This is a genomic window from Neiella holothuriorum, from assembly GCF_019457915.1.
Taxonomy (GTDB): Bacteria; Pseudomonadota; Gammaproteobacteria; order Enterobacterales; family Neiellaceae; genus Neiella; species Neiella holothuriorum.
This window is the reverse complement of sequence record NZ_JAHZSS010000026.1, coordinates 35,678-58,581: the sequence shown is the minus strand read 5'-3', so window position 1 is coordinate 58,581 and position 22,904 is coordinate 35,678. Positions and strand designations below refer to the sequence as shown.

20 protein-coding genes, 1 other RNA gene and 1 pseudogene are annotated in these 22,904 nt (G+C 49.0%); 11 read left to right on the top strand and 11 right to left on the bottom strand.

Translation table 11 applies throughout. The features are described 5' to 3' along the window. Window positions 1-153, top strand: a pseudogene (locus K0504_RS18440) (IS4 family transposase); the annotation flags it as partial. Window positions 154-613: 460 nt separating this feature from the next. Here the strand turns inward: K0504_RS18440 and K0504_RS16755 are convergent. The 4 genes from K0504_RS16755 to gcvT form a co-directional block, all read right to left on the bottom strand. Then, on the bottom strand, window positions 614-1,195 hold the full coding sequence (locus K0504_RS16755) for a hypothetical protein (protein WP_220105310.1): 582 nt from the start codon (window positions 1,193-1,195) through the stop codon (window positions 614-616). Window positions 1,196-1,742: 547 nt separating this feature from the next. After that, on the bottom strand, window positions 1,743-4,622 hold the full coding sequence (gene gcvP / locus K0504_RS16750; RefSeq protein ID WP_220105309.1) for an aminomethyl-transferring glycine dehydrogenase: 2,880 nt from the start codon (window positions 4,620-4,622) through the stop codon (window positions 1,743-1,745). 163 nt (window positions 4,623-4,785) lie between these two features. Further along, entirely contained in the window at window positions 4,786-5,175 is a 390-nt protein-coding gene (gene gcvH / locus K0504_RS16745) for a glycine cleavage system protein GcvH (RefSeq protein ID WP_220105308.1), read from the bottom strand. 61 nt (window positions 5,176-5,236) lie between these two features. Then, window positions 5,237-6,322 (bottom strand): glycine cleavage system aminomethyltransferase GcvT, encoded by a 1,086-nt coding sequence (gene gcvT, locus K0504_RS16740; protein ID WP_220105307.1) that lies wholly within the window; start codon window positions 6,320-6,322, stop codon window positions 5,237-5,239. A gap of 143 nt (window positions 6,323-6,465) precedes the next feature. On the opposite strand from gcvT, the gene K0504_RS16735 reads away from it, so the two are divergent. Next, the gene (locus K0504_RS16735) at window positions 6,466-7,326 is read left to right on the top strand and encodes a LysR family transcriptional regulator (RefSeq protein WP_220105306.1); all 861 of its coding nucleotides are present in this window, start codon (window positions 6,466-6,468) and stop codon (window positions 7,324-7,326) included. Window positions 7,327-7,413: 87 nt separating this feature from the next. Here K0504_RS16735 and K0504_RS16730 read toward each other — a convergent pair whose 3' ends face one another. The 4 genes from K0504_RS16730 to K0504_RS16715 all read right to left on the bottom strand — a co-directional run bounded on the left by K0504_RS16730 (window position 7,414) and on the right by K0504_RS16715 (window position 11,887). Next, window positions 7,414-8,598 carry an FAD-dependent oxidoreductase gene (locus tag K0504_RS16730; protein ID WP_220105305.1) on the bottom strand — a complete coding sequence of 395 codons (1,185 nt, stop codon included), beginning with the start codon at window positions 8,596-8,598 and terminating at the stop codon, window positions 7,414-7,416. Beyond that, window positions 8,598-9,881: a 2-octaprenyl-6-methoxyphenyl hydroxylase gene (ubiH, locus tag K0504_RS16725; RefSeq protein ID WP_220105304.1), complete on the bottom strand. Its 1,284-nt coding sequence runs from the start codon at window positions 9,879-9,881 to the stop codon at window positions 8,598-8,600. The genes K0504_RS16730 and ubiH overlap by 1 nt, the downstream gene beginning before the upstream one ends. A gap of 35 nt (window positions 9,882-9,916) precedes the next feature. Further along, on the bottom strand, window positions 9,917-11,251 hold the full coding sequence (gene pepP, locus K0504_RS16720) for a Xaa-Pro aminopeptidase (protein ID WP_220105303.1): 1,335 nt from the start codon (window positions 11,249-11,251) through the stop codon (window positions 9,917-9,919). A gap of 69 nt (window positions 11,252-11,320) precedes the next feature. Continuing rightward, entirely contained in the window at window positions 11,321-11,887 is a 567-nt protein-coding gene (locus tag K0504_RS16715) for a UPF0149 family protein (protein ID WP_220105302.1), read from the bottom strand. 200 nt (window positions 11,888-12,087) lie between these two features. Between K0504_RS16715 and K0504_RS16710 the strand changes: the two genes are divergently transcribed. From K0504_RS16710 to K0504_RS16680, 7 genes are all read left to right on the top strand, one after another. Beyond that, on the top strand, window positions 12,088-12,420 hold the full coding sequence (locus tag K0504_RS16710; RefSeq protein WP_220105301.1) for a cell division protein ZapA: 333 nt from the start codon (window positions 12,088-12,090) through the stop codon (window positions 12,418-12,420). A gap of 62 nt (window positions 12,421-12,482) precedes the next feature. Then, window positions 12,483-12,667, top strand: a non-coding RNA gene (ssrS, locus tag K0504_RS16705) — 6S RNA. 17 nt (window positions 12,668-12,684) lie between these two features. Further along, window positions 12,685-13,284, top strand: coding sequence for a 5-formyltetrahydrofolate cyclo-ligase (locus K0504_RS16700; protein ID WP_225918198.1), 600 nt, complete (start codon window positions 12,685-12,687; stop codon window positions 13,282-13,284). 171 nt (window positions 13,285-13,455) lie between these two features. Then, window positions 13,456-14,115 carry a ribose-5-phosphate isomerase RpiA gene (gene rpiA, locus K0504_RS16695; protein ID WP_220105300.1) on the top strand — a complete coding sequence of 220 codons (660 nt, stop codon included), beginning with the start codon at window positions 13,456-13,458 and terminating at the stop codon, window positions 14,113-14,115. A gap of 43 nt (window positions 14,116-14,158) precedes the next feature. Next, window positions 14,159-15,388, top strand: coding sequence for a phosphoglycerate dehydrogenase (gene serA, locus K0504_RS16690; protein ID WP_220105299.1), 1,230 nt, complete (start codon window positions 14,159-14,161; stop codon window positions 15,386-15,388). Between the two features lie 201 nt (window positions 15,389-15,589). After that, entirely contained in the window at window positions 15,590-16,507 is a 918-nt protein-coding gene (locus K0504_RS16685) for an alpha/beta fold hydrolase (RefSeq protein ID WP_220105298.1), read from the top strand. 77 nt (window positions 16,508-16,584) lie between these two features. Beyond that, complete coding sequence (locus K0504_RS16680; RefSeq protein WP_220105297.1) at window positions 16,585-16,989, top strand: DUF2057 family protein; 405 nt, start codon at window positions 16,585-16,587, stop codon at window positions 16,987-16,989. 10 nt (window positions 16,990-16,999) lie between these two features. Here K0504_RS16680 and K0504_RS16675 read toward each other — a convergent pair whose 3' ends face one another. From K0504_RS16675 to K0504_RS16665, 3 genes are all read right to left on the bottom strand, one after another. Beyond that, on the bottom strand, window positions 17,000-17,752 hold the full coding sequence (locus tag K0504_RS16675) for a DUF481 domain-containing protein (RefSeq protein WP_220105296.1): 753 nt from the start codon (window positions 17,750-17,752) through the stop codon (window positions 17,000-17,002). A gap of 148 nt (window positions 17,753-17,900) precedes the next feature. Next, entirely contained in the window at window positions 17,901-18,980 is a 1,080-nt protein-coding gene (fbaA, locus tag K0504_RS16670; protein WP_220105295.1) for a class II fructose-bisphosphate aldolase, read from the bottom strand. Between the two features lie 131 nt (window positions 18,981-19,111). Then, on the bottom strand, window positions 19,112-20,275 hold the full coding sequence (locus K0504_RS16665; RefSeq protein WP_220105294.1) for a phosphoglycerate kinase: 1,164 nt from the start codon (window positions 20,273-20,275) through the stop codon (window positions 19,112-19,114). Window positions 20,276-20,820: 545 nt separating this feature from the next. Between K0504_RS16665 and metK the strand changes: the two genes are divergently transcribed. Next, window positions 20,821-21,972, top strand: a complete 1,152-nt coding sequence (metK, locus tag K0504_RS16660; RefSeq protein WP_220105293.1) for a methionine adenosyltransferase — start codon at window positions 20,821-20,823, stop codon at window positions 21,970-21,972. 197 nt (window positions 21,973-22,169) lie between these two features. Next, window positions 22,170-22,901, top strand: a complete 732-nt coding sequence (gene rsmE / locus K0504_RS16655; RefSeq protein ID WP_220105292.1) for a 16S rRNA (uracil(1498)-N(3))-methyltransferase — start codon at window positions 22,170-22,172, stop codon at window positions 22,899-22,901. Window positions 22,902-22,904 lie beyond the last annotated feature (3 nt).

The window sequence follows — 22,904 nt, the reverse complement described above, 5'->3', positions numbered from 1 at the left end:
ACGATACGCCACAGGCGAGTTTTATCTTTGATTCGGCTAGGGCGGGAGGTAAGAAAACGATGGCGGGATTACCCAATTAGCAGCGCAGATATACGCTGGGCAATTGGGCATTACATCAGGCTGGTTCATCAAACGGGAATGCCTAAATTATGAGGGGATCCCCCAGCGCCCCACTAAGGGGCGCTAATACATGGGCTAAAATTAGGAACGAAGTGACGCAGCCCATGTGTTAGCGTCCCAACGAGCAAAGCGAGTGCCTTAAGTGGTTTGTTATAAGCCATTACTTAAAACTACCTTTGCCACCAGATACAAGCATATGAATAATGGTGGAAATATTTAAGGCATAAAATATTACAATCAGAACAACCGATGATACATAAAAAAATGTCTTTGCATAATCAACGCTCCAAGAGAATAAAAGATACAAAATCACTGTACCAACGGCCATTCCCAATACGTTGTATGCTGGATAAATTAGCAAATATTGAAGTAATAATTTTTTACGATTCATCTTGGCTTATAACGCCCCAATAAGGGGCTGATAATAGCTTGCTAAAATGTGTAGCGAAGCGAAACTGAGCAAGCTGTTAGCAGTCCCGCCTTAATTGGCTTGTTATAAAGCTTTAAACAATTCTGTTTTTGAATGTTCTATTTCTTCACGTAATACAGCTTCTAAGTGCTTCAATGACGACACAATGAATTGACATTTTTCTTGCTCAATACTTAGAGGGTGATTATTCATTAATTTGGAAATATCATAAGGTAAACGAAAACTTCTGCCACCATCTTCATCTGGCTCACCATAATCAATGTCCGCTTCTTTATAAAAGTCTTTGCTATGCGCCACTTCATTTCGAAGTTTTATCAAGTTAACTAACGTTTGATAAAATTTACTTTCATTGTCTGTAATGAACTTACCGGATGATAAAAGGAACCCTAGTGCATCTAATTTTTTACCTAAGTTCATTGAAAGGAATGCAGTTGCATGTCTTTTGTGATCCCCTTTAGGGAAAAGCTGAAAAGCCCATGAGATGATACCTTCATTGAGTAAGCTCTCTAATGAAGCGGCTGCAACTAAGATAAAGGAGTACTTATTAGAATTAAAGAGTGCGTCGTTATCTTCAGTGTGTGCCAAAAGATATTCTGCTGATTCAATTAGTCCTTTAGAAGAAGTAAATACAAAATGCGTTTCCAAAACTCCGATGCCTCCTTGCTTTATAACGCTTATTATCGAGAATGCCGCATATGTAAATCAGCACCCGCTAAATTAACCCTTTTCGTCTCAACCCTAACCCACTGATTCTTCGTACTTAAGGTGGTTCCAACTCGTTTGCTACGAACAATCTTTGCAAAACAAAGCGAGACCTGATTTATCGAGACCAAATTTGTTTCCTATTAAATGCTCAACGCTAAGTTTTTTTCAACGGTTAATCAATCAGTTAGTGATTAAGGTCATTTTTATCGAGAACGGGCAGTTTTACATAATAGGAAGCGATTTTCGCTAGAGAGGGCAAATGCAACATATACCTGTATGTACATGCAGCTGTATTGATACCTGAATTGAGCCGCCTATTATCAGCACGGCTATCCGGCGTGACGAGATGTTGTTCGAGCTAGCTCTGTAACGCGGCTTGGAGCAAAGTGCATTAAAAAAGCGAGTACCACTTTCGCAGTACTCGCTTTTGTAGAAACCAAGGATAAGTCAGCTTCCAATTTCAATTGTCGTGGTCAAAAACTCAACGTTACTCATAGTCCGAGATGGGGGCGCACGAGCAAACTAAATTCCGGTCGCCATGAACGTCGTCAATGCGGTTAACTGTTGGCCAGAACTTGTTATTGGCCACATCGGCTAATGGGAACACCGCAGTCTCTCGGCTATAGCTGTGCGCCCAGTCTCCCATCACATTTTGTTGTGTATGTGGTGCGTGAACCAGCGGGTTGTCGTCTAGCGACCATTCACCTGATGTAACTTTGCTGATCTCATTGCGAATGGCAATCATGGTATCGGCAAAGCGATCTAGTTCGGCCTGCGATTCAGATTCAGTAGGTTCAACCATTAAGGTGCCAGCAACAGGGAAGCTCATGGTTGGCGCGTGGAAACCGTAATCCATCAAACGCTTGGCAATGTCCATTTCGGTAATGCCTGAGGCTTCTTTCAGCGGGCGAATGTCTAGGATACATTCGTGCGCCACACGCCCATTGGTGCCGGTGTACAAGATTGGGAAGTGCTCTTTCAGTCGATTCGCCAGATAGTTGGCGTTCAAAATGGCAATTTCCGTAGCTTGTTTCAGCCCTTCACTGCCCATCATGGCAATATATGCCCAGCTAATTGGCAGAATGCTGGCCGAGCCATATGGTGCGGCAGAGACCGCGCCGTTGTCTTTGTGCTCGCCGTCCATTTTGATCACGGCATGACCGGCAACAAACGGTGCTAAGTGTTGTTTCACACCAATTGGGCCCATGCCCGGGCCGCCGCCGCCGTGAGGAATACAGAAGGTTTTATGCAAGTTCAGGTGCGACACGTCGGCACCGATAAAGCCCGGCGAGGTAAGCCCAACTTGCGCATTCATATTGGCGCCGTCGAGATAAACCTGACCACCATTGGCGTGAACGATGTCGCACACCTCGCGAATGGTTTCTTCATACACACCGTGAGTTGATGGGTAGGTGACCATCAAACAGCTGAGTTGATCGGCCATGGCCTCGGCTTTTTCACGCAAGTCGGCCAAGTCGATATTACCGTCACCATCACAGGCAACCACCACCACTTTCATGCTGGCCATTTGCGCCGAGGCCGGGTTAGTACCGTGGGCAGACTGCGGAATCAAACAAATGTTGCGGTGACTGTCGCCACGGCTTTCATGGTATTTGCGAATGGCTAACAAACCCGCGTATTCGCCCTGAGCACCGGAGTTTGGTTGCATCAGTAAGGCATCGTAACCGGTGATGTTGATCAGCCAGTCACTCAGCTCTTCCATCATCGCGTCGTAGCCTTTGGCTTGCTCACGTGGGCAGAATGGGTGCAGTTGGCCAAACTCAGGCCAGGTCACTGGAATCATCTCTGCGGTGGCATTGAGCTTCATGGTGCAAGAGCCAAGCGAGATCATCGAGTGGTTGAGTGCCAGATCTTTGTTTTCCAAGCGCTTGATGTAACGCAGCATCTCGGTTTCAGAGTGATAGCGGTTAAATACTGGCAACGTCAGCACGTCATCTTGACGCTGTAGAGCTGCCGGAATCACATCAGCGCCGGCTATGACTTGGCTGTCGAGCACTTGTACCGAGGCGCTGTGATTATCAGCCAGTAAAATATCAAACAACTCGGCTACATCTGCGGCGGTGGTGGTTTCATCAAGTGAAATACCCACATGACCGGCCACATCAGCGCGTAAGTTAATGCGTTTGGCGGCGGCAGCTTCAATGGTGGCACCTTGATCATCTACAGCCACCAGCAAGGTGTCGAACCAGCTCGTGTTGGCGAGTTTCAGGCCACCTTGGGTTAGCCCCAATGCCAAAATACTGGTTAAGCGATGTACCCGATTGGCGATGGTTTTGAGCCCTTCGGGGCCATGATAAATGGCGTAAAAAGCGGCCATGTTGGCCAGCAGTACCTGCGCCGTACAAATGTTGGAGTTGGCTTTTTCTCGGCGGATGTGTTGCTCGCGAGTTTGCATTGCCATGCGCAGAGCCACATTGCCAGAGGCATCTTTAGACACGCCAATGATGCGGCCCGGTAGTGAGCGCTTGTAAGCATCACGAGAGGCAAAGAAGGCGGCGTGTGGGCCACCGTAGCCCATAGGCACACCAAAGCGTTGGGCAGAGCCCAGCACGACGTCTGCGCCCATGCTACCTGGCGATTTGAGCAGCATTAAAGCGAGAATGTCGGCAGCGACGGCAACAATACCCTTTTGTGCCTGAACGGCGGCAATCACGTCGGTCAGATCATTCACCTGCCCCGTGCTTCCTGGGTACTGCAGTAAGGCACCAAACACATTGTGCTCACCGGCTTGCTGCCACGGGCCAACTTCAATATCAAAGCCAAATGCTTCGGCGCGGGTTTTCACTACATCAATGGTTTGCGGGTGCACATCATCGGCAATGAAGAAGGTGTTGCACTTTTTGTTTTTTGACACGCGTTTGGCCAGCGCCATGGCTTCGGCAGCGGCGGTCGATTCATCTAGTAATGAGGCCGAGGCCAGATCTAAGCCGCTCAAGTCCATGGTCATTTGCTGGAAGTTCAGCAACATTTCCAATCGGCCTTGGGCGATTTCTGGTTGATATGGCGTGTAAGCGGTGTACCAGCCTGGATTTTCTAATACGTTGCGCAGAATAACGTTGGGCGTATGGGTGTTGTGGTAGCCCATGCCGATGTGGCTACGAAACACTTGGTTTTGCTGGGCCAGTGATTTGAGGTAACTCAGCGCTTCAACTTCTGTGCGCGCCTCACCAATTTGCAAAGGGGCTGGCAGGCGAATGTCAGCAGGCACAGTTTGCTCAATTAAGGCATCAACCGAGTCTACGCCTAAATTAGCCAACATAGCTTGCTGCTCAGCAGCGCCTGGGCCGATATGGCGGCGAATGAAATCCTGCTTTTGTTCAAGTGCAGAAAGCGAAGCGTTTGTCATGGTACTACCCGTCATAAAAACTGGGAGCAAAGCCTTTGGCTTGCTCCTCTCCAACAGCAATAAAGCCAACGAATGTATTTAGTTATTTAGGTGTTAGCTCTGGTAAGAATGTAAAAACCCCAGCCAAGCGGCTGGGGTTACAACATTAAATTCGAGTCGGCGATTACTCGTCGTCGATCACTTCTTGGTAGCCATCGGCGTCAAGCAGATCGTCAAGCTCAGCTAAATCAGTTGGCATAATGCGGAACAACCAGCCATCACCAAAAGCGTCTGAGTTCACCAGCTCGGGTGAATCTTCCAGATCTTCGTTCACGGCCATGATTTCACCCGTTAATGGTGAGTACACGTCGGAGGCGGCTTTAACAGATTCAGCAACGGCAACGTCGTCGCTGGCATTCACTTCTTCACCAACTTCTGGCAGTTCAACGAAGACCATATCGCCCAGCAGCTCTTGTGCATGCTCGGTGATACCAATGGTATAGCTACCATCTTCTTCTTTACGAACCCATTCGTGAGAGGAGGTATATTTCAGCTCAGCTGGAATGCTACTCATGGTTGTTTTCCTTACTTAGCAATATGCTTTTAAATTGATGTGGCCGAGGCCGGTAAATTAGTTAGACGGCTTTGCCGTTTCGCACAAAGACAGGTTTGACTCGTTTTACTGTAACCCACTTTTTGCGCATTTCCACTTGTACGGTTTCACCGGCTTCTGCTGGCACGCGAGCCATTGCAATGGCGTGGCCTAAGGTTGGCGAAAAAGTGCCGCTGGTGATCACGCCAACCGGCGCTTGATCTTCGGCTAAGCGCACGGCTTGTCCGGCGCGTAGCACGCCTTTTTCTGTCATCACGAGGCCCACTAATTTGTCCGTACCCTCGGCGCGTTGCTTTTCAAGCACGGCGCGACCAACAAAAGCGCGTTGTGGGTTTTCCCAACAAATTGTCCAGCCCATGTTGGCAGCCAGTGGCGACACAGTTTCGTCCATGTCTTGGCCATATAAGTTCATACCAGCTTCTAAGCGCAAGGTATCACGTGCACCTAAACCAGCCGGTTTTACCTCGGCATCGAGTAAGGCTTGCCAAAGGTCACCTGCTTGAGCGGCGGGTACGATGATTTCGTAGCCAGCTTCACCGGTATAACCGGTGGTGGCGATGAATAAGTCACCAGCTTGAACACCAAAGAATGGCTTCATGTCAGCAACGGCAGCTTGTTGTTCGGCGGAGAATACGGTTTGCGCCTTTGCTTTGGCATTTGGGCCTTGCACCGCGATCATTGCCAGATCAGCTTGCTCGGTTAATTCAACGGCAAACGGCTCGGCAACCTTGAGCATCCAGTTCAGATCTTTTTCACGCGTGGCCGAGTTAACCACAACGCGATAATCATCATCGGCAAAGAAGTACACGATGAGGTCGTCAATCACCCCGCCTTGCTCGTTGAGCATGCCGGAATACAGCGCCTTGCCGGTCACTTTTAGTTTGGCAACATCATTCGCCAGCAGCACCTGCAAATATGCTTTGGCCTGCTCGCCTTTAACATCCACGATGGTCATGTGGGAAACATCAAACATGCCCGCATCGTTACGAACCTGATGATGTTCATCTAGCTGAGAGCCATAGTGAATTGGCATTTCCCAGCCATGAAAATCAACCAGTTTGGCGTTGCAGTTAACATGCTGCTGATACAAGGCGGTTTGTTGCGTCATGATGTTACTCGTACAAGGATTAGGGCGAAAAGTATATGAATGGCTAGTGTGGCAAACAAATTGGAAGTTTTTATACTTACATAAGTTTTGTTAATGTATGACAATCCCTTCATTAAAATTTGTTATTAAAAGCTGCACTACTTATGCGCCCACTTTCTTTAGACAACCTCAGAACCCTGGTTACCGTGATCGAATTGGGTGGCTACGCCAAAGCTGGGAATAAACTCGGGCGCTCTCAACCCGCAATTAGTCTGCAAATAAAAAAGCTCGAAGAGCAGCTAGGCAAAGCCTTGTTTACCAAACAAGGCCAGCGTCATGTGCCCAATCAAGACGGTTTATTCCTTTATAAAAAAGCACACGCCATGCTGGCCATGAATGATGAATTGTTTAATCACTTTCGTGAAACGCCGCTTCGTGGCCGATTAAGACTGGGGATCCCGAGTGAATTTGCGACCACGCTATTGCCCGGCATTATTGGTGAGTTTAATCAGCTTTACCCCGATGTTGCCCTTGAGATCACCTCCTCACTAAGCCGAGACTTATTAAGCGAGGCGCCCGTTGGCACACAAAGCGAGCAGTTTGATTTGATTCTTGCGCTGCTTAATCCGGAACAACAAACCGATGGTGAGTTGGTATTGGAAGACGACTTGGTGTGGGTTGGCTCAGGCCGCCATTCGTTGCCGAAAAATCAATTACCCTTGGTGTTGGCTCCCGATGGTTGCGTTTACCGGAGCCGCGCTTTAAACCGCTTGCAGCAACAAAAAACGGCCTGGCGCATTGCTTATACCAATGCGGACTTATATGGCTTAACGGCGGCGATTCAACAGGGTTTGGGAGTCACAGCGCTGGCACGAACCAGTGTGCCGAAAGAACTAAAACTAATTCATCACTCAAGCCTGCCTGAGCTTGGCAAAATTAAGATTTGTTTGTTTAGTCAAAAAACGTCGCACCCACAAGCGGCCGAGAAATTAGCGCAATTCATTAAGCTTCGATTGCAGGGGTAGAGTTGGGAGTTGTTGATAAGCAGCGCTTTGCCCCCTTCGACAGGCTCAGAGCAAAGAGCGAGCGGGTCGCAATTCAATGCGCATTATTTAAAGCCCCATCGCCTTTTTGACTAAGGCATTTTTAACCGGGCTGAGTTGATTGACGAGATTCATGCCCGCGCCAATGATGCCTCGCAACGGTGACGCTTGTAATGAAAAGGCCTGCTTAATACCTTCCATTGCCGCAATCATCTCAACGGCCGCCGTTTTGCGTTGACGTTCGTACGAGCGCCAGTGCTGCTGCTCGCCCAAGTCTAATGATTCTGCTGACGCTTCGGTCAACTGAGCTAATTCCGCCACAAACGCAGCGGCATCGGCAAAGCCCAAGTTGACACCTTGCCCTGCCAGCGGGTGAATGGTGTGAGCGGCATCGCCCATGAGTACCAAACGATGTTTCAACCAACGGCGAGCATAACGCATGGTGAGAGGAATGGCGGCACGTTCACCTTCAACGCGGCACAAGCCAAGCTGGGCATCAAACGCCGCGGTAAGCTTACGATTAAAGCCGTCATCTGGCAGCGCCATTAATTGCTCAGCCTGCGCGGGCGGAATAGACCAAACAATGGAGCACAAATGCTCATCATGCAGAGGCAAAAATGCCAGCGGTCCGGCGGCAGTAAAGGCTTGTCGAGCACAGTGTTGATGCGGCTGCTCAGTTCGCACAGTCGCAACAATGGCATGATGACCATAATCGCGAAAAGTGAGCGGCAAGTTTGCTTGTTGTCGCCCCCAAGAATTTGCTCCATCGGCGCAGATCACCAGTTGCGCACCAATCATTTGGCCGCCTTCTAACGCCAACCATGCTTCTCGCTCGTTCAGGTGTAACTGCTGGCACTGGCTTTGATAAAGCAACTGTAAGTTGGTTTGCTGCTGCGCTTGTTGAAATAAGGCATAGGTCACCACCTGGTTTTCAACAATATGGCCCAAGGCAGGTTGCCCCAACTCGTTGGCATCCATGTGCAGCTCGCCTAGCTGATCCGCTTGCCACACCGCCATGGTTTGGTAGGCCGTTGCCCGCTGCGCTTCAATTCCGGCCCAACTATCGAGCTGGGTAAGCCAACGCTGACTCGCGGCACTAATGGCTGACACTCTGTTGGCGATGACATCGCTGGCAGCTTGTGGTGGCTTTGCTTGATCGACCACAACCACTTGATAACCCAAACGAGCACAGCCAATGGCGGCACTCAAGCCCACCATACCGCCGCCAATAATGACGATATCAACGCTTTGCATTAGCTTCCTTTCGCATTTTCAGATTTACCGGTGGACCAGCCTTCAACAATTTCTGAAAGCGCCGAAACACCCATGGCTTGATTCACCAACCATTGCTGTGCTGGCGGAACATGTGACATGGCCACCAGGCCAAGATTGCGCGCCCACTTGAGTGGAGGCAAATCATTGGAAAATAGTGTTGCCAACGCATGTGTTGCATTGGCGACTTTAATTTGGTCGCCCTGCCGTTGTTGCTGGTAATGCTGGATCACCGAGGGCGTACCAATATCGGCTTGGACGCCGCGCTTGTTCAGTTGCATGGCCAGCTCCATCACATCGCGTAGGGCAAGATTAAAGCCCTGCCCTGCAATCGGATGCAGCGCGTGCGCCGCATTACCAATGATCACTGCGCGCGGTAATCCGGCATGAGTGACTAAGCGACGCTTGAGCGGGTAACTCTGTCGACTGCCCACTTGCGTAATTAAGCCATGACGATACCCCATGGCTTGCTGTAGTTGCTCACTGAATGCTTGTTCGGAAAGTTTGACCACTTCAGCTGCCCGCTCTGGCGGCAAGGTCCACACCAGCGAACGGCGTTGTTCGGTCATGGGTAACAAAGCAAGCGGGCCATTGGCGGTAAAGCGCTCTACCGCCAAACCATTATGGGGTTTATCGGTGGTGATATTGGCGATGACAGCCACATGCTGATAATCATGCTCTTCAGCTTCGATTCCCAACACGTCACACGTATTAGACTCACCGCCATCCGCAACTACCAGCAATTGACACCTTAGGGTATCGCCGGTGTTGAGTTTCACCTCTCGATGATCAGCAAGCACCGAGGTTGATTCAATATGAGCGGGGCGAAACCAGTCGAGGGCAGCCTGTTCGGCCTGATGTTGTAAATGCTCACCGAGATGGCGTGCAGCTAGCACTTGGCCAAATTCAGTGGCACCGCTTTGTTGTTCTGCATCGAGCCGAACTTTGCCGTAGTTTCCTTCATCAGACACGTGAATGTGTCGAATCGGGTAGCCTTTATTGGCTAACGTCGACCAGAGGTTAAGTGCTTTTAATATGCGCACTGTCATGGCTGATAGTGCTAACACTCGCTCATCATAATGGCTGCTTGGTGTTGCAGGCACAGCGCCAGTTGGTAGAGGCTTCGCCTCAATAACGGCGATTCGCCAAGGCAACACCTGCTGTAGCGCGTACGCCAGCGACAACCCAGCCAAACCGCCGCCGGCGATGATCACATCGTAATCGGTAGGTTGCTTGGCTGCTGCAGGAGACGTGGTCGCGCTCATGGTAATGGTTGTTAATCCTTAACTAGAAACGGTGATTAAGCGCCTTTGGCGCTTGCCATTAACTGCTCAATGGCATCAATGTCTTTGGGCACATCGCCGGTCAGTAGTTGATGGCCGTTATCGGTGATCACCACATTGTCTTCAATTCGAATACCAATGTTGTGCCACTTGGGATCAACATCATGGCTGTCATCAATATAAATTCCAGGTTCAATGGTAAGCACCATACCGGCTTTAAATGCCCGTAACTGCTTGCCATCGGTTCGCTGATAATCCCCTACATCGTGCACATCTAACCCCAGCCAGTGACCAATGCCGTGCATTAAAAATGGCTTGTGGGCATCATTGGCAATCAAGTCGTCTAGTTCGCCTTGCAGAATTCCTAAGCTCAGCAAACCTTGGGTCACCACGGCAACGGCTGCCTGATTCGCTTGGTGGAAATTGCTACCGGGTTTAACTTCGGCCAACGCAGCATATTGCGCTTCCAGCACGATTTGATACAAAGCAGCTTGTTCGTCACTGAAAGTACCGTTAACGGGAAAGGTGCGGGTAATATCAGCGGCATACCCTGCCAGCTCACAACCGGCATCAATAAGCACTAAATCACCGTCAGCAATGGCATCCTGATTTTCGGTGTAATGCAAAATACAGGCATTGGCACCGCCGCCAACAATGCTGTTGTAGGCCGGAAAGCGAGCCCCGTTACGAGCAAATTCATGATGAATTTCAGCTTCGAGCTGATATTCATGGATGCCCGGGTAGGCTTTTTCCATTGCACGGCAGTGAGCGTTGGCAGAAAGCGTTGCCGCTTGCTCCATGATGGCCAGCTCATGTTGGTCTTTGTAGAGTCGCATTTCATCAAGCAAACCGCGAACATCTCGGCGCATTGATGGCGCTTGCCAGCCACGTTTAGGCCCTTGCCGCAAGGTTTTAATCAGATTCTGAACGTACTCGTCCCAGTCGGCATATAGCCCATCGGGGTACCACAATTGCGAGGTTCCGTTCACCAGTTCACGCAGTTGTTCGTCAACTTCGGCAAGCGTAAAAGCTGCATCAACTTGCAGCGTATCAACTGCCGCTTCAACGCCCAATCGGCGACCTTGCCAAACCTCAGCTAGCTTATCTTTCTCGCGGCAGAATAGCGTGACCGCTTGTTCAGCATCTGGCTTCAATACCAGCAACGCGTCGGGCTCATTAAAACCAGTCAGGTAATAGAAGTAACTGTCCTGACGGAACATGAATTCGGTATCGGCAGAACGGGTCAGCTCTTTGGCCGCGGGGATCAGCACAACACTATCGGCTGGTAACTGCGCCATCAATTGACGGCGGCGTTCAACGTATTGAGTGGTAGGTATATGCACGGCAGGCATCAAACATCTCTCTTACAAGCGGCGCAGCGTGACTTTGAAGTCAATAACGCAGCGCCGGAATGACTGGGTTTAGTGTAGCGCAGGCGAAACTTCGGGCGCTTGTGGTGGCACGCCAAATTCAGCAAAGGCCATCATGGCGGCAATACGAACGTATTCTTGCAGCTCGGTCAACGCGATGTCGTTTTCATCGTCGCCGTCTTCAGGCACTTCCAGCAGCGCAATTTCACTGAGATCGCGCATGCATTCGTTTAGCTCATCGCTGGCATCATCGAGTTTAGGGCTAGCCGAGGCAAACCCGGCCAAAAAGCCCTGAACCCACTGGCTTGTTGCTTCGGCTTGTAGATCAAATGGCTGTTCGTCATCAGGCAACAGCAAACGAAATCCTAGCTCTTCATCCAGTAAGGTTTTAGCCGTCACCTGGCGCAGATCGTCAACGAGCTGTTGCACTTGCTCTGGCATTGCTTCGCCATTATTAGTTAAGTCGCAGAGGTTGCTTAACCAATCATCGCTATCTTGCGCGATACCGCCACACAATTGGCCAACTAAAATGCCGTGAACCTCTGCAGCGTCGGTCAGCATTGACTTGGCTTCAATGGCTTCGTTTAAAGCCTGATACAAACTTGGCGTCTGATACATAAGAAAAAGTCCGAACTATCTGAATCGCCTCATGCTAACACCGCGGCTGATGTGCACCAACCTCGTCCGCTAGATTTATTGCGAACCGGCAAAGCAGACCAGTTCATTTGAATAAAATTTCGGCAAAAAGCACATAAAGATCTAGAGTCGATCAGTTTTGCCGCTAAGGTGGTTGCAGGCTGTAAACAGGATGATTCGCCATGGCAGAGCAGGACATAAAAATTAAGTTACTCGGTAAAAGCTACACCCTTAGCTGCCCGCCAGAGGAAGTTGAAGACTTAAAACAAGCTGCTGAATTACTGGAACAAAAAATTACCCAATTACAAGGCAGCCGAATCAACCAAGGTAATGAGCAAATCGCCCTGATGGCGGCATTAAATCTGTGCCATGACTTATTAATTGAACAGCGGCGTGCTGAGCGTTTAGCCAAATCCATGGATAGCCGGATGAAGGTCTTGCAAGCAACGGTTGAACGCGCGCTGAACGAACGCAATAACTCGGTTGACAAGCAACGGCAAAGTCAGAACAATTAGAGATGTCAGCGGCGCAAACGCTGTTTATCTTCATTGCTAAGATATCAGTTGTGCCTTGACAAGCTACCCTGGGGTGTTTGCCAGCGGGTTACGTCCCTGAGCCGATATTCACTTTTTTAAGGGATAACATCGGTTACTATTGTGCAAGCTCAGATAAACTGAGAAGCCTACGGTAAACGCATGTTGTTCCGCCTTGAACCGAATGGTTCAAGGGCAGACACCAATGCAGCGGCACTCTGGGGCACCTATCACACGAGCAGTTAGATGATAAATTTAATGGCCGAACGGGCCGCGCTTCGTAAACTCCTTCGACAAAAACGCCAAGCACTCTCCGCCACGGAACAACAATCGGCCAGCGTTCAGCTCGAACAACAGCTCATTCAACTTCCTCAAATTCAAGCCGCCAAGACTATTGCAGTTTATTTAGCCAACGATGGTGAAATCGACCTAACTCGCTTTTGTCATTGGTGTTGGCATCATGACAAGCAACTCTGCCTGCCAGTACTGCATCCGTTTAGCAAACATCACTTGCTGTTTTTAAATTATCAGCCGAATAGCCCAATGCACCGCAATCGGTTTGGTATTTTTGAACCCGAATTGGCTGCTCCTCAAGTGGTACCCCTTGAACAACTGGACACAATTCTGTTGCCTCTGGTTGGGTTTGATGGCGATGCCAATCGACTCGGTATGGGCGGCGGTTTTTACGATCGAACACTGGCCCATTGGCAGTTGCAGCGCCACGTCAATGCCGCGCTAATCGGCGTGGCACACGATTGCCAGCAAGTGCCAGAGCTGCCTATCGCAAGTTGGGATGTGCCACTCGATATCATTGTTACGCCATCAACGTATCACCGAGCGCTATAAGCAAATTAGGCCGATTAAAGCCCGCATCGCTGGCTTGTCAGACAGATTCATACAATCTCTGCAAAAAGACGTCTAAACGGCTATTCTCAGGAGGCTCCGAATTTGGGTATAATTCGCCCTCCCTACATTTAGGTACTGCATTTATCGATGCGTACCGTAAAGGTAATCGCCATGACTCAAGATGAACTAAAGAAAGCAGTCGGCTGGGCTGCATTGGAATATGTTCCGCAAGACACCATCGTTGGTGTTGGTACCGGCTCAACTGCAGCTCACTTCATTGACGCGCTTGCAACCATCAAGCATAAAATTGAAGGAACGGTGTCGAGCTCCGAAGCCTCGACTGAGCGCCTGAAAAGTTATGGCATCCCCGTGTTTGAATTGAATGCTGTTGATGGCATTGAAGTTTATGTTGATGGCGCGGATGAAATTACCAAGCATATGCACATGATCAAAGGTGGTGGTGCCGCGCTAACTCGCGAAAAAATCATTGCCGCTGTCGCCAAAAAATTTGTTTGCGTGGCCGATGCCAGTAAACAAGTTGGAGTATTAGGCCAATTCCCGCTGCCCGTTGAAGTGATCCCGATGGCTCGCAGCTATGTTGCTCGTGAATTAGTGAAGCTTGGTGGCGATCCAGTGTGGCGCGAAGGTGTGATTACCGACAACGGCAACGTGATCCTTGATGTGTACAACATGAAGATCATGGAGCCTAAACAAATGGAGCATGACATCAATATGATTACTGGTGTCGTGACCAACGGCCTATTTGCCTATCGCGGTGCTGATATTTGTTTACTCGGTACCGATACCGGCGTGGTTACACTAGAACCATAAATTCAACTATTTCCCAAATCGCTAGCTCAAAGAGAACCCACTGATGCAAAAGTTTTCGCTCGATAAAAATAAAATTCGCATTCTACTGCTGGAAGGCTTGCACCCAAGCTCAGAGCAAACATTTCGTGACGCCGGTTATAGCAACATTGAATCGCTTTCAACGTCACTGCCGGAAGCTGAACTGATTGAAAAAATTAAAGATGCTCACTTCATCGGCATCCGTTCGCGTACCAATTTAACAGAGCAAGTTCTATCACATGCCAAAAAGCTAATCGCCATCGGCTGTTTCTGCATTGGGACGAACCAGGTTGATCTGCAAGCGGCTAAAAAGCGCGGCATTGTAGTGTTCAACGCGCCGTTCTCAAACACCCGTAGTGTTGCCGAGTTGGTGCTGGGACAAACCATCATGTTGTTGCGCGGCATTCCTGACAAAAGCGCTAAAGCACACCGTGGTGAATGGCTGAAAAGCGCTGTTGGTAGCTATGAAGCTCGCGGCAAAACCTTAGGTATTGTTGGCTACGGCCATATTGGTACTCAATTGGGCATTTTGGCGGAAACGTTGGGTATGCGGGTAAAATTCTACGATGTAGAAACCAAGCTGCCGTTAGGTAACGCAAGTCCTGCTAGTAGCCTTAACGACTTACTGAATCAAGCCGATGTTGTCTCGTTGCATGTTCCAGAAACAGCCGCCACCAAAGACATGATTGGCAAAGCACAATTTGACGCGATGAAACAAGGCGCTATTTTCATCAACGCTGCTCGCGGTACCGTGGTTGAGATTGATGCCTTGGCTGAAGCACTAACCAGCGGCAAGATCGCAGGCGCCGCGGTTGATGTATTCCCAGTTGAGCCAAAATCCAACAAGGAAGAATTTGTATCACCGCTGCGCGGCATCGACAACGTGATCCTTACCCCGCATGTGGGTGGCTCAACCCAAGAAGCGCAAGCGAACATTGGTATTGAAGTTGCCGGTAAGCTCACCAAATACTCAGACAATGGCTCCACCTTGTCAGCAGTTAACTTCCCAGAAGTATCACTGCCAGAGCATACCGACTGTAGCCGCTTGCTACACGTGCACGAGAACAAACCTGGTATTCTGACCCAGATTAACCTGACCTTTGCGGAAAAAGGCGTCAACATTGCCGCCCAGTTCCTGCAAACGGATGATGCGTTAGGTTATGTCGTGATTGATGTGCACACAGCAGATGCCCAGACGGCACTTGAGCACCTCAAAGCAATTGATGGCACAATTAAGACTCGCATCCTGCACTAAGCGATCAAATCTGCGATTGCCCTATCGCGTAATTAAAAGCCAACCGCTTCGGTTGGCTTTTTTATTTCCATATGGTTTGTAGGTCAACTCAGTTAAACCTCCAACTAGATCACAACTTCCTCTTTGTTATCGCTACATCACTGGTCATACCAGAAAGATTAACTTACAACTTAGAGCCTACCCTCAGTTGGAGAATCGGCTTTGCCACAACAGCATTCGCATTTCTTACCGTACAGGAATGGTCAATTACACCTGCGTGAAATTGCCCCCTCAGGCGAGCAACCGCGCCAACCTGTATTGATGCTGCACGGATCAATGAGCAACGGCAAAGTGTTCTACACCGAATCGGGAAAGGGCCTTGCCTGCTTGCTCGCACAACGCGGCCACCCGGTATATGTAATGGACGTGTTTGGCAATGGTCAAAGTAAGCCGCGACTGACCGGCGGAGAAGAGTTTGGCCAAACTGAAGTGATCACCGAACAAATCCCCTTAGTTCATGATTGGATCGTGAAACGACACCAACAAGCACTGCATTGGCTTGGCCATTCTTGGGGAACTATTTTGCTAGCCAGTCATTTAGTGCGTTTCCCAAAACGGCGGCCACAGGTGCAAACGCTATCGGGCTTCGCTAGTAAAAAAACAATCTATTCCAATCATTTAAAACGTAAATTCATGGTGAATTTAATTTGGAATCGATTTTGTCCAATGCTGACCCGACGCTACGGCTACTTTCCTGCCAAGCGGTTTAAGTTAGGCATGGATAACGAAACAACGGCATCATTGCTGGCAAATGTTGAATGGGTCAACTCATCGCAATGGCGCGATCAAGATGGCTTTTGCTATCACGCAGCGTCCCGCCAATTTGACTGGCCACCATCTTGGTTTTTCGCAGGACAAGGGGATTCGGTTTTAGGCAACAAAAATGATGTGCGCGCTTTTTTGCGCGATAGCGATAATCACAACGCTAAACTCAGCGTCTTGAGTCAACACAATGGCAATCGCCAAGACTATGATCACACAGGGCTTCTAGTGCACCCCGATGCTTTTAATGATCACCTGCCGGACTTTGCAGATTGGTTAGCTCAACAAGAAGCTGCGAGCGAGTCCCAAGCGAATTGATACCCATCTTGCACTCGGTTTGAAATCGAATGCTGCGCCTGGCGGTCTATTGCAATAAGCCCAACAGGAGAAGCCGCATGAAAACCTATCTTTGCGCGTTATTTGCCAGCGCCAGCTTTTCGCTGTCTGCCGCCACGTTAGAATTAGATGATGGCATTCAGATCTTGGCAATCAATGGCCAAACGATTAGCACGGCGCCATCAAGCACCGTCACTCTCGCCTCTGGCGCACAAGTCATTGCGCTGCGCTACCATGATTTATTCGAGTATGGATTTGAGCAACATGAGTTTGTTAATTCGGGGGTTCATATCGTCAAGTTTGATGCCACAGCAAATGAGCGTTATCAGCTCGTATTGCCAGACATGAATGTAGAGCAAGCCAGACGCTTTGCCCTGCAACCCAAATTTTCAATGCATGGCTCGGTGCCGGTCCAAGTTGAGCAATGGGATCAGAATCAACTGCTTAGTAAATTGTTTGAGTAACGAGGCGAGATTAGTAGCGGTAAAGGAGAGTAACACCCGAAATGGTATCGAGTTTATCTTTATTGCTGCCGTCATCGTTCTCTTCTGGCTGACTTTGGTGTGTCATGGAAATACTCACTTTCAATGCCAGTGAACCAATGATACTGGTGGTCAGCGATGTTTCCGAACGGCTAATAACGTTGCTTTCACCGCTTTCAAAGGTGACGATCTGACGAAAGGTACTGTTCTCACTAATGGTCCAGTCGAACTGGCTGGCGCCACGTAAAATGGCTTCGCTATCTTGGGAGCCTGGTGAGTTATTCCAACGGTAGCCGGGCCCAGCTTCGGTATAAAGCTCCATGCCTTCACCCGGGAAAAAGCGATGCCCCCAACCGGCCACTAGCGAAAACAAATCCTCAAGACCATTGAACCGATCATTTTCGTAGGTTACGAGGCCAAAGGTATAATCCACATCGGTCCAGTCACGATCAGCTTTGTATGAACCACGATACCGCTCAGCACTGTTCTGGCCATTGCTTTTACTAGAATTGGCTTCAGCTTTTAGGAAATGACGCCAGTCTGCCCAAAAATAATCAAATTCACCGCGAAAGCGCATGGCGGATTCATCGGTATTACCGGTTGAGTAGCTGATTCCGCCTTCAATTTCGGCGGACCAACCTTGTTTGATCAGATCTTCATCAGAAATGTCCAAAGCGAAAGCAGTTGGGCAAAGCGGAGCAAAACACAACGCAAAAACAGCAAGACGTCGACGCAATTCCAACATGTTCAATCTCTAAGGCCAGTAAATTTGAGGGCAAAAAATAACAGCGGTCCGGTGATTCTATAAAAAATTAAGGGCAGGAAACAAGGACGTTTCAGCAACAAAAAAACCCGCCGGTCGGCGGGCTTTAATAAATGAGTGGTTAACTCACTTATAGTACGTCAATTGCGTTCAGATCGGCGAAAGCTTGCTCTAGGCGAGTCACCATAGAATCTTGGCCTTTACGCAACCAAACACGTGGGTCGTAGTATTTCTTGTTTGGCGCATCGTCACCTTCTGGGTTACCGATTTGGCCTTGCAAGTAATCGTGCTTGTCAGCTTCGTACTGACGAATACCATCCCAAGTTGCCCATTGAGTATCAGTATCGATGTTCATTTTGATCACACCGTAGCTGATAGACTCTTGGATTTCAGCTTGTGATGAACCAGAACCACCGTGGAATACGAAGTTCAGCGAGTTGTTTGGCAAGTTATGTTTTTCAGATACATAAGCTTGTGAGTCACGCAAAATGGTCGGTGTTAGTTTCACGTTACCTGGCTTGTAAACGCCGTGTACGTTACCGAATGATGCTGCAATGGTGAAGTTAGGGCTAACCGCGTTCAACGTTTCGTACGCGTAGTTAACTTCTGAAGGCTGGGTGTAAAGCAACGATTGGTCCATATCGGAGTTATCAACGCCATCTTCTTCACCACCGGTACAACCCAGTTCGATTTCCAACGTCATACCGATTTTGCTCATGCGCTCAAGGTACTTGGCACATGTTTCGATGTTTTCTTCCAGAGACTCTTCAGACAAGTCGATCATATGAGAGCTGAACAGTGGTTTGCCGGTAGCTGCAAACTCTTTCTCACTGGCTTCTAGCAAGCCGTCAATCCAAGGCAATAGTTTTTTAGCTGCGTGGTCGGTGTGAAGAATAACTGGAACACCGTAAGATTCAGCCATAGTGTGAACGTGCTTAGCGCCAGCGATGGCACCCAGAATAGCTGCTTCCTGGCCGTCCAACTTCAAACCTTTACCCGCGAAGAACGCAGCGCCGCCGTTTGAGAATTGAATGACTGCAGGCGCTTTCACTTTAGCTGCTGCTTCTAATACCGCGTTCACAGAATCTGTGCCCACGCAGTTAACAGCTGGCAAAGCGAAACCTTTTTCTTTCGCAATGGCAAATACTTTAGCTACGTCGTCACCAGTTACTACGCCCGGTTTAACAACATCAAGAATATTCTGAGACATGATGATTTGATCCTGTGGGTTAATAATTTTTCGATATTTATTGTAGATGATTCACGCTGTTAGTCACGCAAGTCAAAATTTTTTTATAAATTAACGGGAGCGCTAGGCTCCCGTTGATAATTGCATGCAAATTAAGCTTTTGCTCGCTCTTCAAGCATGGCAACTGCAGGTAACACTTTACCTTCAACAAATTCTAAGAAAGCGCCGCCACCGGTGGAGATGTACGAGACTTTGTCGGCAATGCCGAATTTGTCGATTGCCGCTAGGGTGTCACCACCACCAGCAACAGAGAAGCCTTCTGATTCGGCAATGGCGTTAGCAATAACTTCAGTGCCTTTAGCAAACTCGTCAAATTCAAAAACGCCAACTGGGCCATTCCACAGAATGGTCTTAGCATTTTTGATAATTTCAGCCAACTCTGCAGCTGAGTCTGGGCCCAGATCGAAAATCATGTCGTCATCTTCAACATCTGAGGCTGACTTAATCACGGCTTTTTCGTCTTCAGAGAAGTTTTTACCAACGGCTACGTCGGTAGCAACAGGAATAGCACACTCTTTCATCAATTTTTGAGCTGTTGGGATCAGGTCTGCTTCACACAGTGATTTACCCACGTTGTTGCCAGTTGCAGCAACAAACGTATTTGCAATACCGCCGCCAACAACCAATTGATCCGCAACTTTAGAAAGTGATTCTAGAACGGTCAGCTTGGTCGACACCTTAGAACCACCAACAATGGCGATCATTGGGCGAGCTGGGTTGTCCATCGCACTTGCTAGGGCTTCTAATTCAGCAGCCAACAGTGGGCCAGCACAGGCCACTGGAGCATTCATGCCAACACCGTGAGTTGATGCTTGGGCACGGTGCGCTGTACCGAAGGCGTCCATTACGAAGATGTCACATAAAGCGGCATACGCTTTTGACAATGCTTCTTCGTTTTTCTTCTCGCCTTTGTTAAAACGAACGTTTTCCAGCACAACAACTTCATTCTCAGCCAGCGCAACGCCAGACAAGTAATCTTTGGCTAAACGAACAGGCACGTCCAACGCGTCATTGAGGTAATCCACAACAGGCTGTAAAGAAAACTCATCCGCTGGCTCGCCTTCAGTTGGACGACCGAGGTGAGAAGTCACCATTACCTTGGCGCCCGCTTTCAGAGCTAGCTCAATGGTAGGGATAGATGCACGAATACGAGCATCAGAAGTGACTTTGCCATCTTTCACTGGCACGTTTAGATCAGCACGAATGAACAGGCGTTTGCCGGCCAAATCCAGATCTGTCATTTTCAATACGGACATGATTATTCCTCTAGAATTGCTTTGTGTATTTTGAATGAACGCCGGTGTTCACCAGCGTTCGGAAACAAGCTCAACGCATTATAGTGCGCTGTTAAAAACTCTGCGTTATCGACCTTACTTTGAGCTGAACCAGTCATCATTGGCCGCGCGGAGAAACGAGCCTCAACGCGCAACGGGTCTTTTGGCGAAGCCCGCGCATTATGGTATAAGCCAACTATCAGCAATTTGATTTACATCACCCTAGCCTGTAACAAGCTTCGGGTGGTTACCTACACTCATTTATCTTGGGTTTAAAACCAGAATATCAACCAGCCCAACCATTTTACGCCAATTTGTTTTTCAATCAAATTAATTATCAATTCTCTCTAATGCTGGAAACCATCGATTACGAGTCGCTGCCATCGTGCGTGCCACAAGGGCTAAGCGGAAATCATCGCATGCTATCTGCAAAATCAATCTAGGCTAGCAATATTTAGCAGAATTAATCTAGAATAGACGTCTAGACGTAAATCCGTATAAACATCCTTAATATCGAGATAGGCAACATGGCAAAACATTTGTTCACCTCCGAATCCGTTTCTGAAGGTCATCCAGACAAAATCGCGGATCAGATTTCCGACGCTGTGCTGGACGCAATATTAGAACAAGATCGCAATGCGCGTGTTGCCTGCGAAACCTATGTCAAAACCGGCATGGTCATGGTGGGCGGTGAAATCACCACCGAAGCTTGGGTTGATATTGAAGAACTGGCGCGTAAAACCGTGCGCGATATTGGCTATGTTCACTCGGATATGGGCTTTGATGCCGACTCCTGCGCCGTGCTAAATGCCATTGGTAAGCAATCGCCAGATATTGCTCAAGGTGTTGATCGCTCCGATCCAAAACAACAAGGTGCTGGCGATCAGGGCCTGATGTTTGGTTACGCCACGGATGAGACCGAAGAATTAATGCCTGCTCCTATCAGCTACGCACACAAATTAGTGAAGCGCCAAGCTGATGTTCGTAAAGACGGCACCCTGCCTTGGCTTCGCCCTGATGCAAAAAGTCAGGTCACATTTGTTTATGAAGATGGTCAGCCGGTTGGCATTGACGCGGTTGTTCTCTCAACTCAACACTGTGACACCATCAGCCAAACCGACTTAATTGAAGCGGTGCAGGAAGAAATCATTAAACCCGTATTGCCTGCACAGTGGCTGACCGAGGACACCAAATACTTCATTAACCCAACGGGGCGCTTTGTCATTGGTGGCCCTATGGGGGATTGTGGTTTAACTGGTCGTAAGATTATTGTTGATACCTATGGCGGCATGGCCCGCCATGGTGGTGGTGCGTTCTCAGGCAAAGATCCTTCTAAAGTTGACCGTAGTGCCGCTTATGCTGCACGTTATGTTGCCAAAAACTTAGTGGCGGCGGGCTTAGCCAAACGTTGTGAAATTCAAGTGTCTTATGCCATCGGTGTGGTTGAGCCTACTTCAATCAGCATTGAAACCTTTGGTACCAGCCAGTTTGACGAAGCAACCTTAGTTGCTTGGGTACGTCAGCACTTTGATCTACGCCCTTATGGTTTGACCGAAATGCTCAACCTAGCCCAACCAATTTACCAACAAACTGCCGCCTACGGTCACTTCGGTCGTGAGCAGTTTCCTTGGGAAGCGACCGACAAAGTTGCCGCTCTGCGTGCCAGCGCCGGTTTGTAATCACTGTTTGCGTTAGTGAAACTTTGAACTAGCTTTAGATAGCACGTTTACATCCATAATCGAATTTGCCCGAGCCAAGTGCTCGGGCTTTTTTTATGTTGGCTGGCAGATTTACACTCAACCCTCGCTAATCACTTGAAATATCAGCCACAGCCCCCATCATCTAGAGCAATAACGTTTGATTAAGCGGAAGCCAAGTGACGACCCGAATTTTTCATCCAGAACCTCTGAACACCAACACCCAGATCCAATTATCTGACAGTGCTGCAGGCCACGTAGCCCGAGTGCTGAGAATGCGTGTTGGTGATGCGGTTGAACTGTTTGATGGCTCCGGCTTTGCCTACTCAGCAGAGCTAACCGTGGTGGAAAAGCGTCGAGTAGTTGCCAACATTACCACTGCAGCCGAGCACGATCGTGAGTCCCCGCTCAAAGTCCATATTGGCCAAGGCGTAAGCCGCGGTGACAAAATGGATTTCACCATTCAAAAAGCGGTGGAGTTGGGCGTTGATGCCATTACCCCATTGCTGACCGAACGCTGTGGCGTCAAGTTGCAAGCAGAGCGCTGGCAAAAGAAAGTGCTGCATTGGCAACAAATAGCAATTAGTGCCTGTGAACAATGTGGTCGCAACAAAGTGCCAGCCATTCACCAACCGCTGACCTTGTCACACTGGTTGGAGCAACCCAGTGATCAGCTCAAACTCAATCTACACCCCAAAGCTGCCCACGGCATTAATGGCCTGACGACGGTACCCGATAGCGGCGTACGTTTGTTAATTGGCCCGGAAGGCGGCTTAAGCGACATTGAAATTGAAGCGGCCCAGCAGCACAGTTACCAAAGTATCTTGATGGGGCCACGGGTGCTTCGAACTGAAACCGCCGCCCTCACCGCCTTAACGGCACTGCAAACACGCTTCGGCGATTTAGGATAAGGA

Excerpts from the sequence above, each read along its gene's own strand:
- gcvP (WP_220105309.1), bottom strand. The coding sequence starts at position 4,622 with ATGACAAACGCTTCGCTTTCTGCACTTGAACAAAAGCAGGATTTCATT.
- gcvH (WP_220105308.1), bottom strand. The coding sequence starts at position 5,175 with ATGAGTAGCATTCCAGCTGAGCTGAAATATACCTCCTCTCACGAATGG.
- gcvT (WP_220105307.1), bottom strand. The coding sequence starts at position 6,322 with ATGACGCAACAAACCGCCTTGTATCAGCAGCATGTTAACTGCAACGCC.
- K0504_RS16735 (WP_220105306.1), top strand. The coding sequence starts at position 6,466 with ATGCGCCCACTTTCTTTAGACAACCTCAGAACCCTGGTTACCGTGATC.
- K0504_RS16730 (WP_220105305.1), bottom strand. The coding sequence starts at position 8,598 with ATGCAAAGCGTTGATATCGTCATTATTGGCGGCGGTATGGTGGGCTTG.
- ubiH (WP_220105304.1), bottom strand. The coding sequence starts at position 9,881 with ATGAGCGCGACCACGTCTCCTGCAGCAGCCAAGCAACCTACCGATTAC.
- pepP (WP_220105303.1), bottom strand. The coding sequence starts at position 11,251 with ATGCCTGCCGTGCATATACCTACCACTCAATACGTTGAACGCCGCCGT.
- K0504_RS16715 (WP_220105302.1), bottom strand. The coding sequence starts at position 11,887 with ATGTATCAGACGCCAAGTTTGTATCAGGCTTTAAACGAAGCCATTGAA.
- K0504_RS16710 (WP_220105301.1), top strand. The coding sequence starts at position 12,088 with ATGGCAGAGCAGGACATAAAAATTAAGTTACTCGGTAAAAGCTACACC.
- K0504_RS16700 (WP_225918198.1), top strand. The coding sequence starts at position 12,685 with ATGATAAATTTAATGGCCGAACGGGCCGCGCTTCGTAAACTCCTTCGA.
- rpiA (WP_220105300.1), top strand. The coding sequence starts at position 13,456 with ATGACTCAAGATGAACTAAAGAAAGCAGTCGGCTGGGCTGCATTGGAA.
- serA (WP_220105299.1), top strand. The coding sequence starts at position 14,159 with ATGCAAAAGTTTTCGCTCGATAAAAATAAAATTCGCATTCTACTGCTG.
- K0504_RS16680 (WP_220105297.1), top strand. The coding sequence starts at position 16,585 with ATGAAAACCTATCTTTGCGCGTTATTTGCCAGCGCCAGCTTTTCGCTG.
- K0504_RS16675 (WP_220105296.1), bottom strand. The coding sequence starts at position 17,752 with ATGTTGGAATTGCGTCGACGTCTTGCTGTTTTTGCGTTGTGTTTTGCT.
- fbaA (WP_220105295.1), bottom strand. The coding sequence starts at position 18,980 with ATGTCTCAGAATATTCTTGATGTTGTTAAACCGGGCGTAGTAACTGGT.
- K0504_RS16665 (WP_220105294.1), bottom strand. The coding sequence starts at position 20,275 with ATGTCCGTATTGAAAATGACAGATCTGGATTTGGCCGGCAAACGCCTG.
- metK (WP_220105293.1), top strand. The coding sequence starts at position 20,821 with ATGGCAAAACATTTGTTCACCTCCGAATCCGTTTCTGAAGGTCATCCA.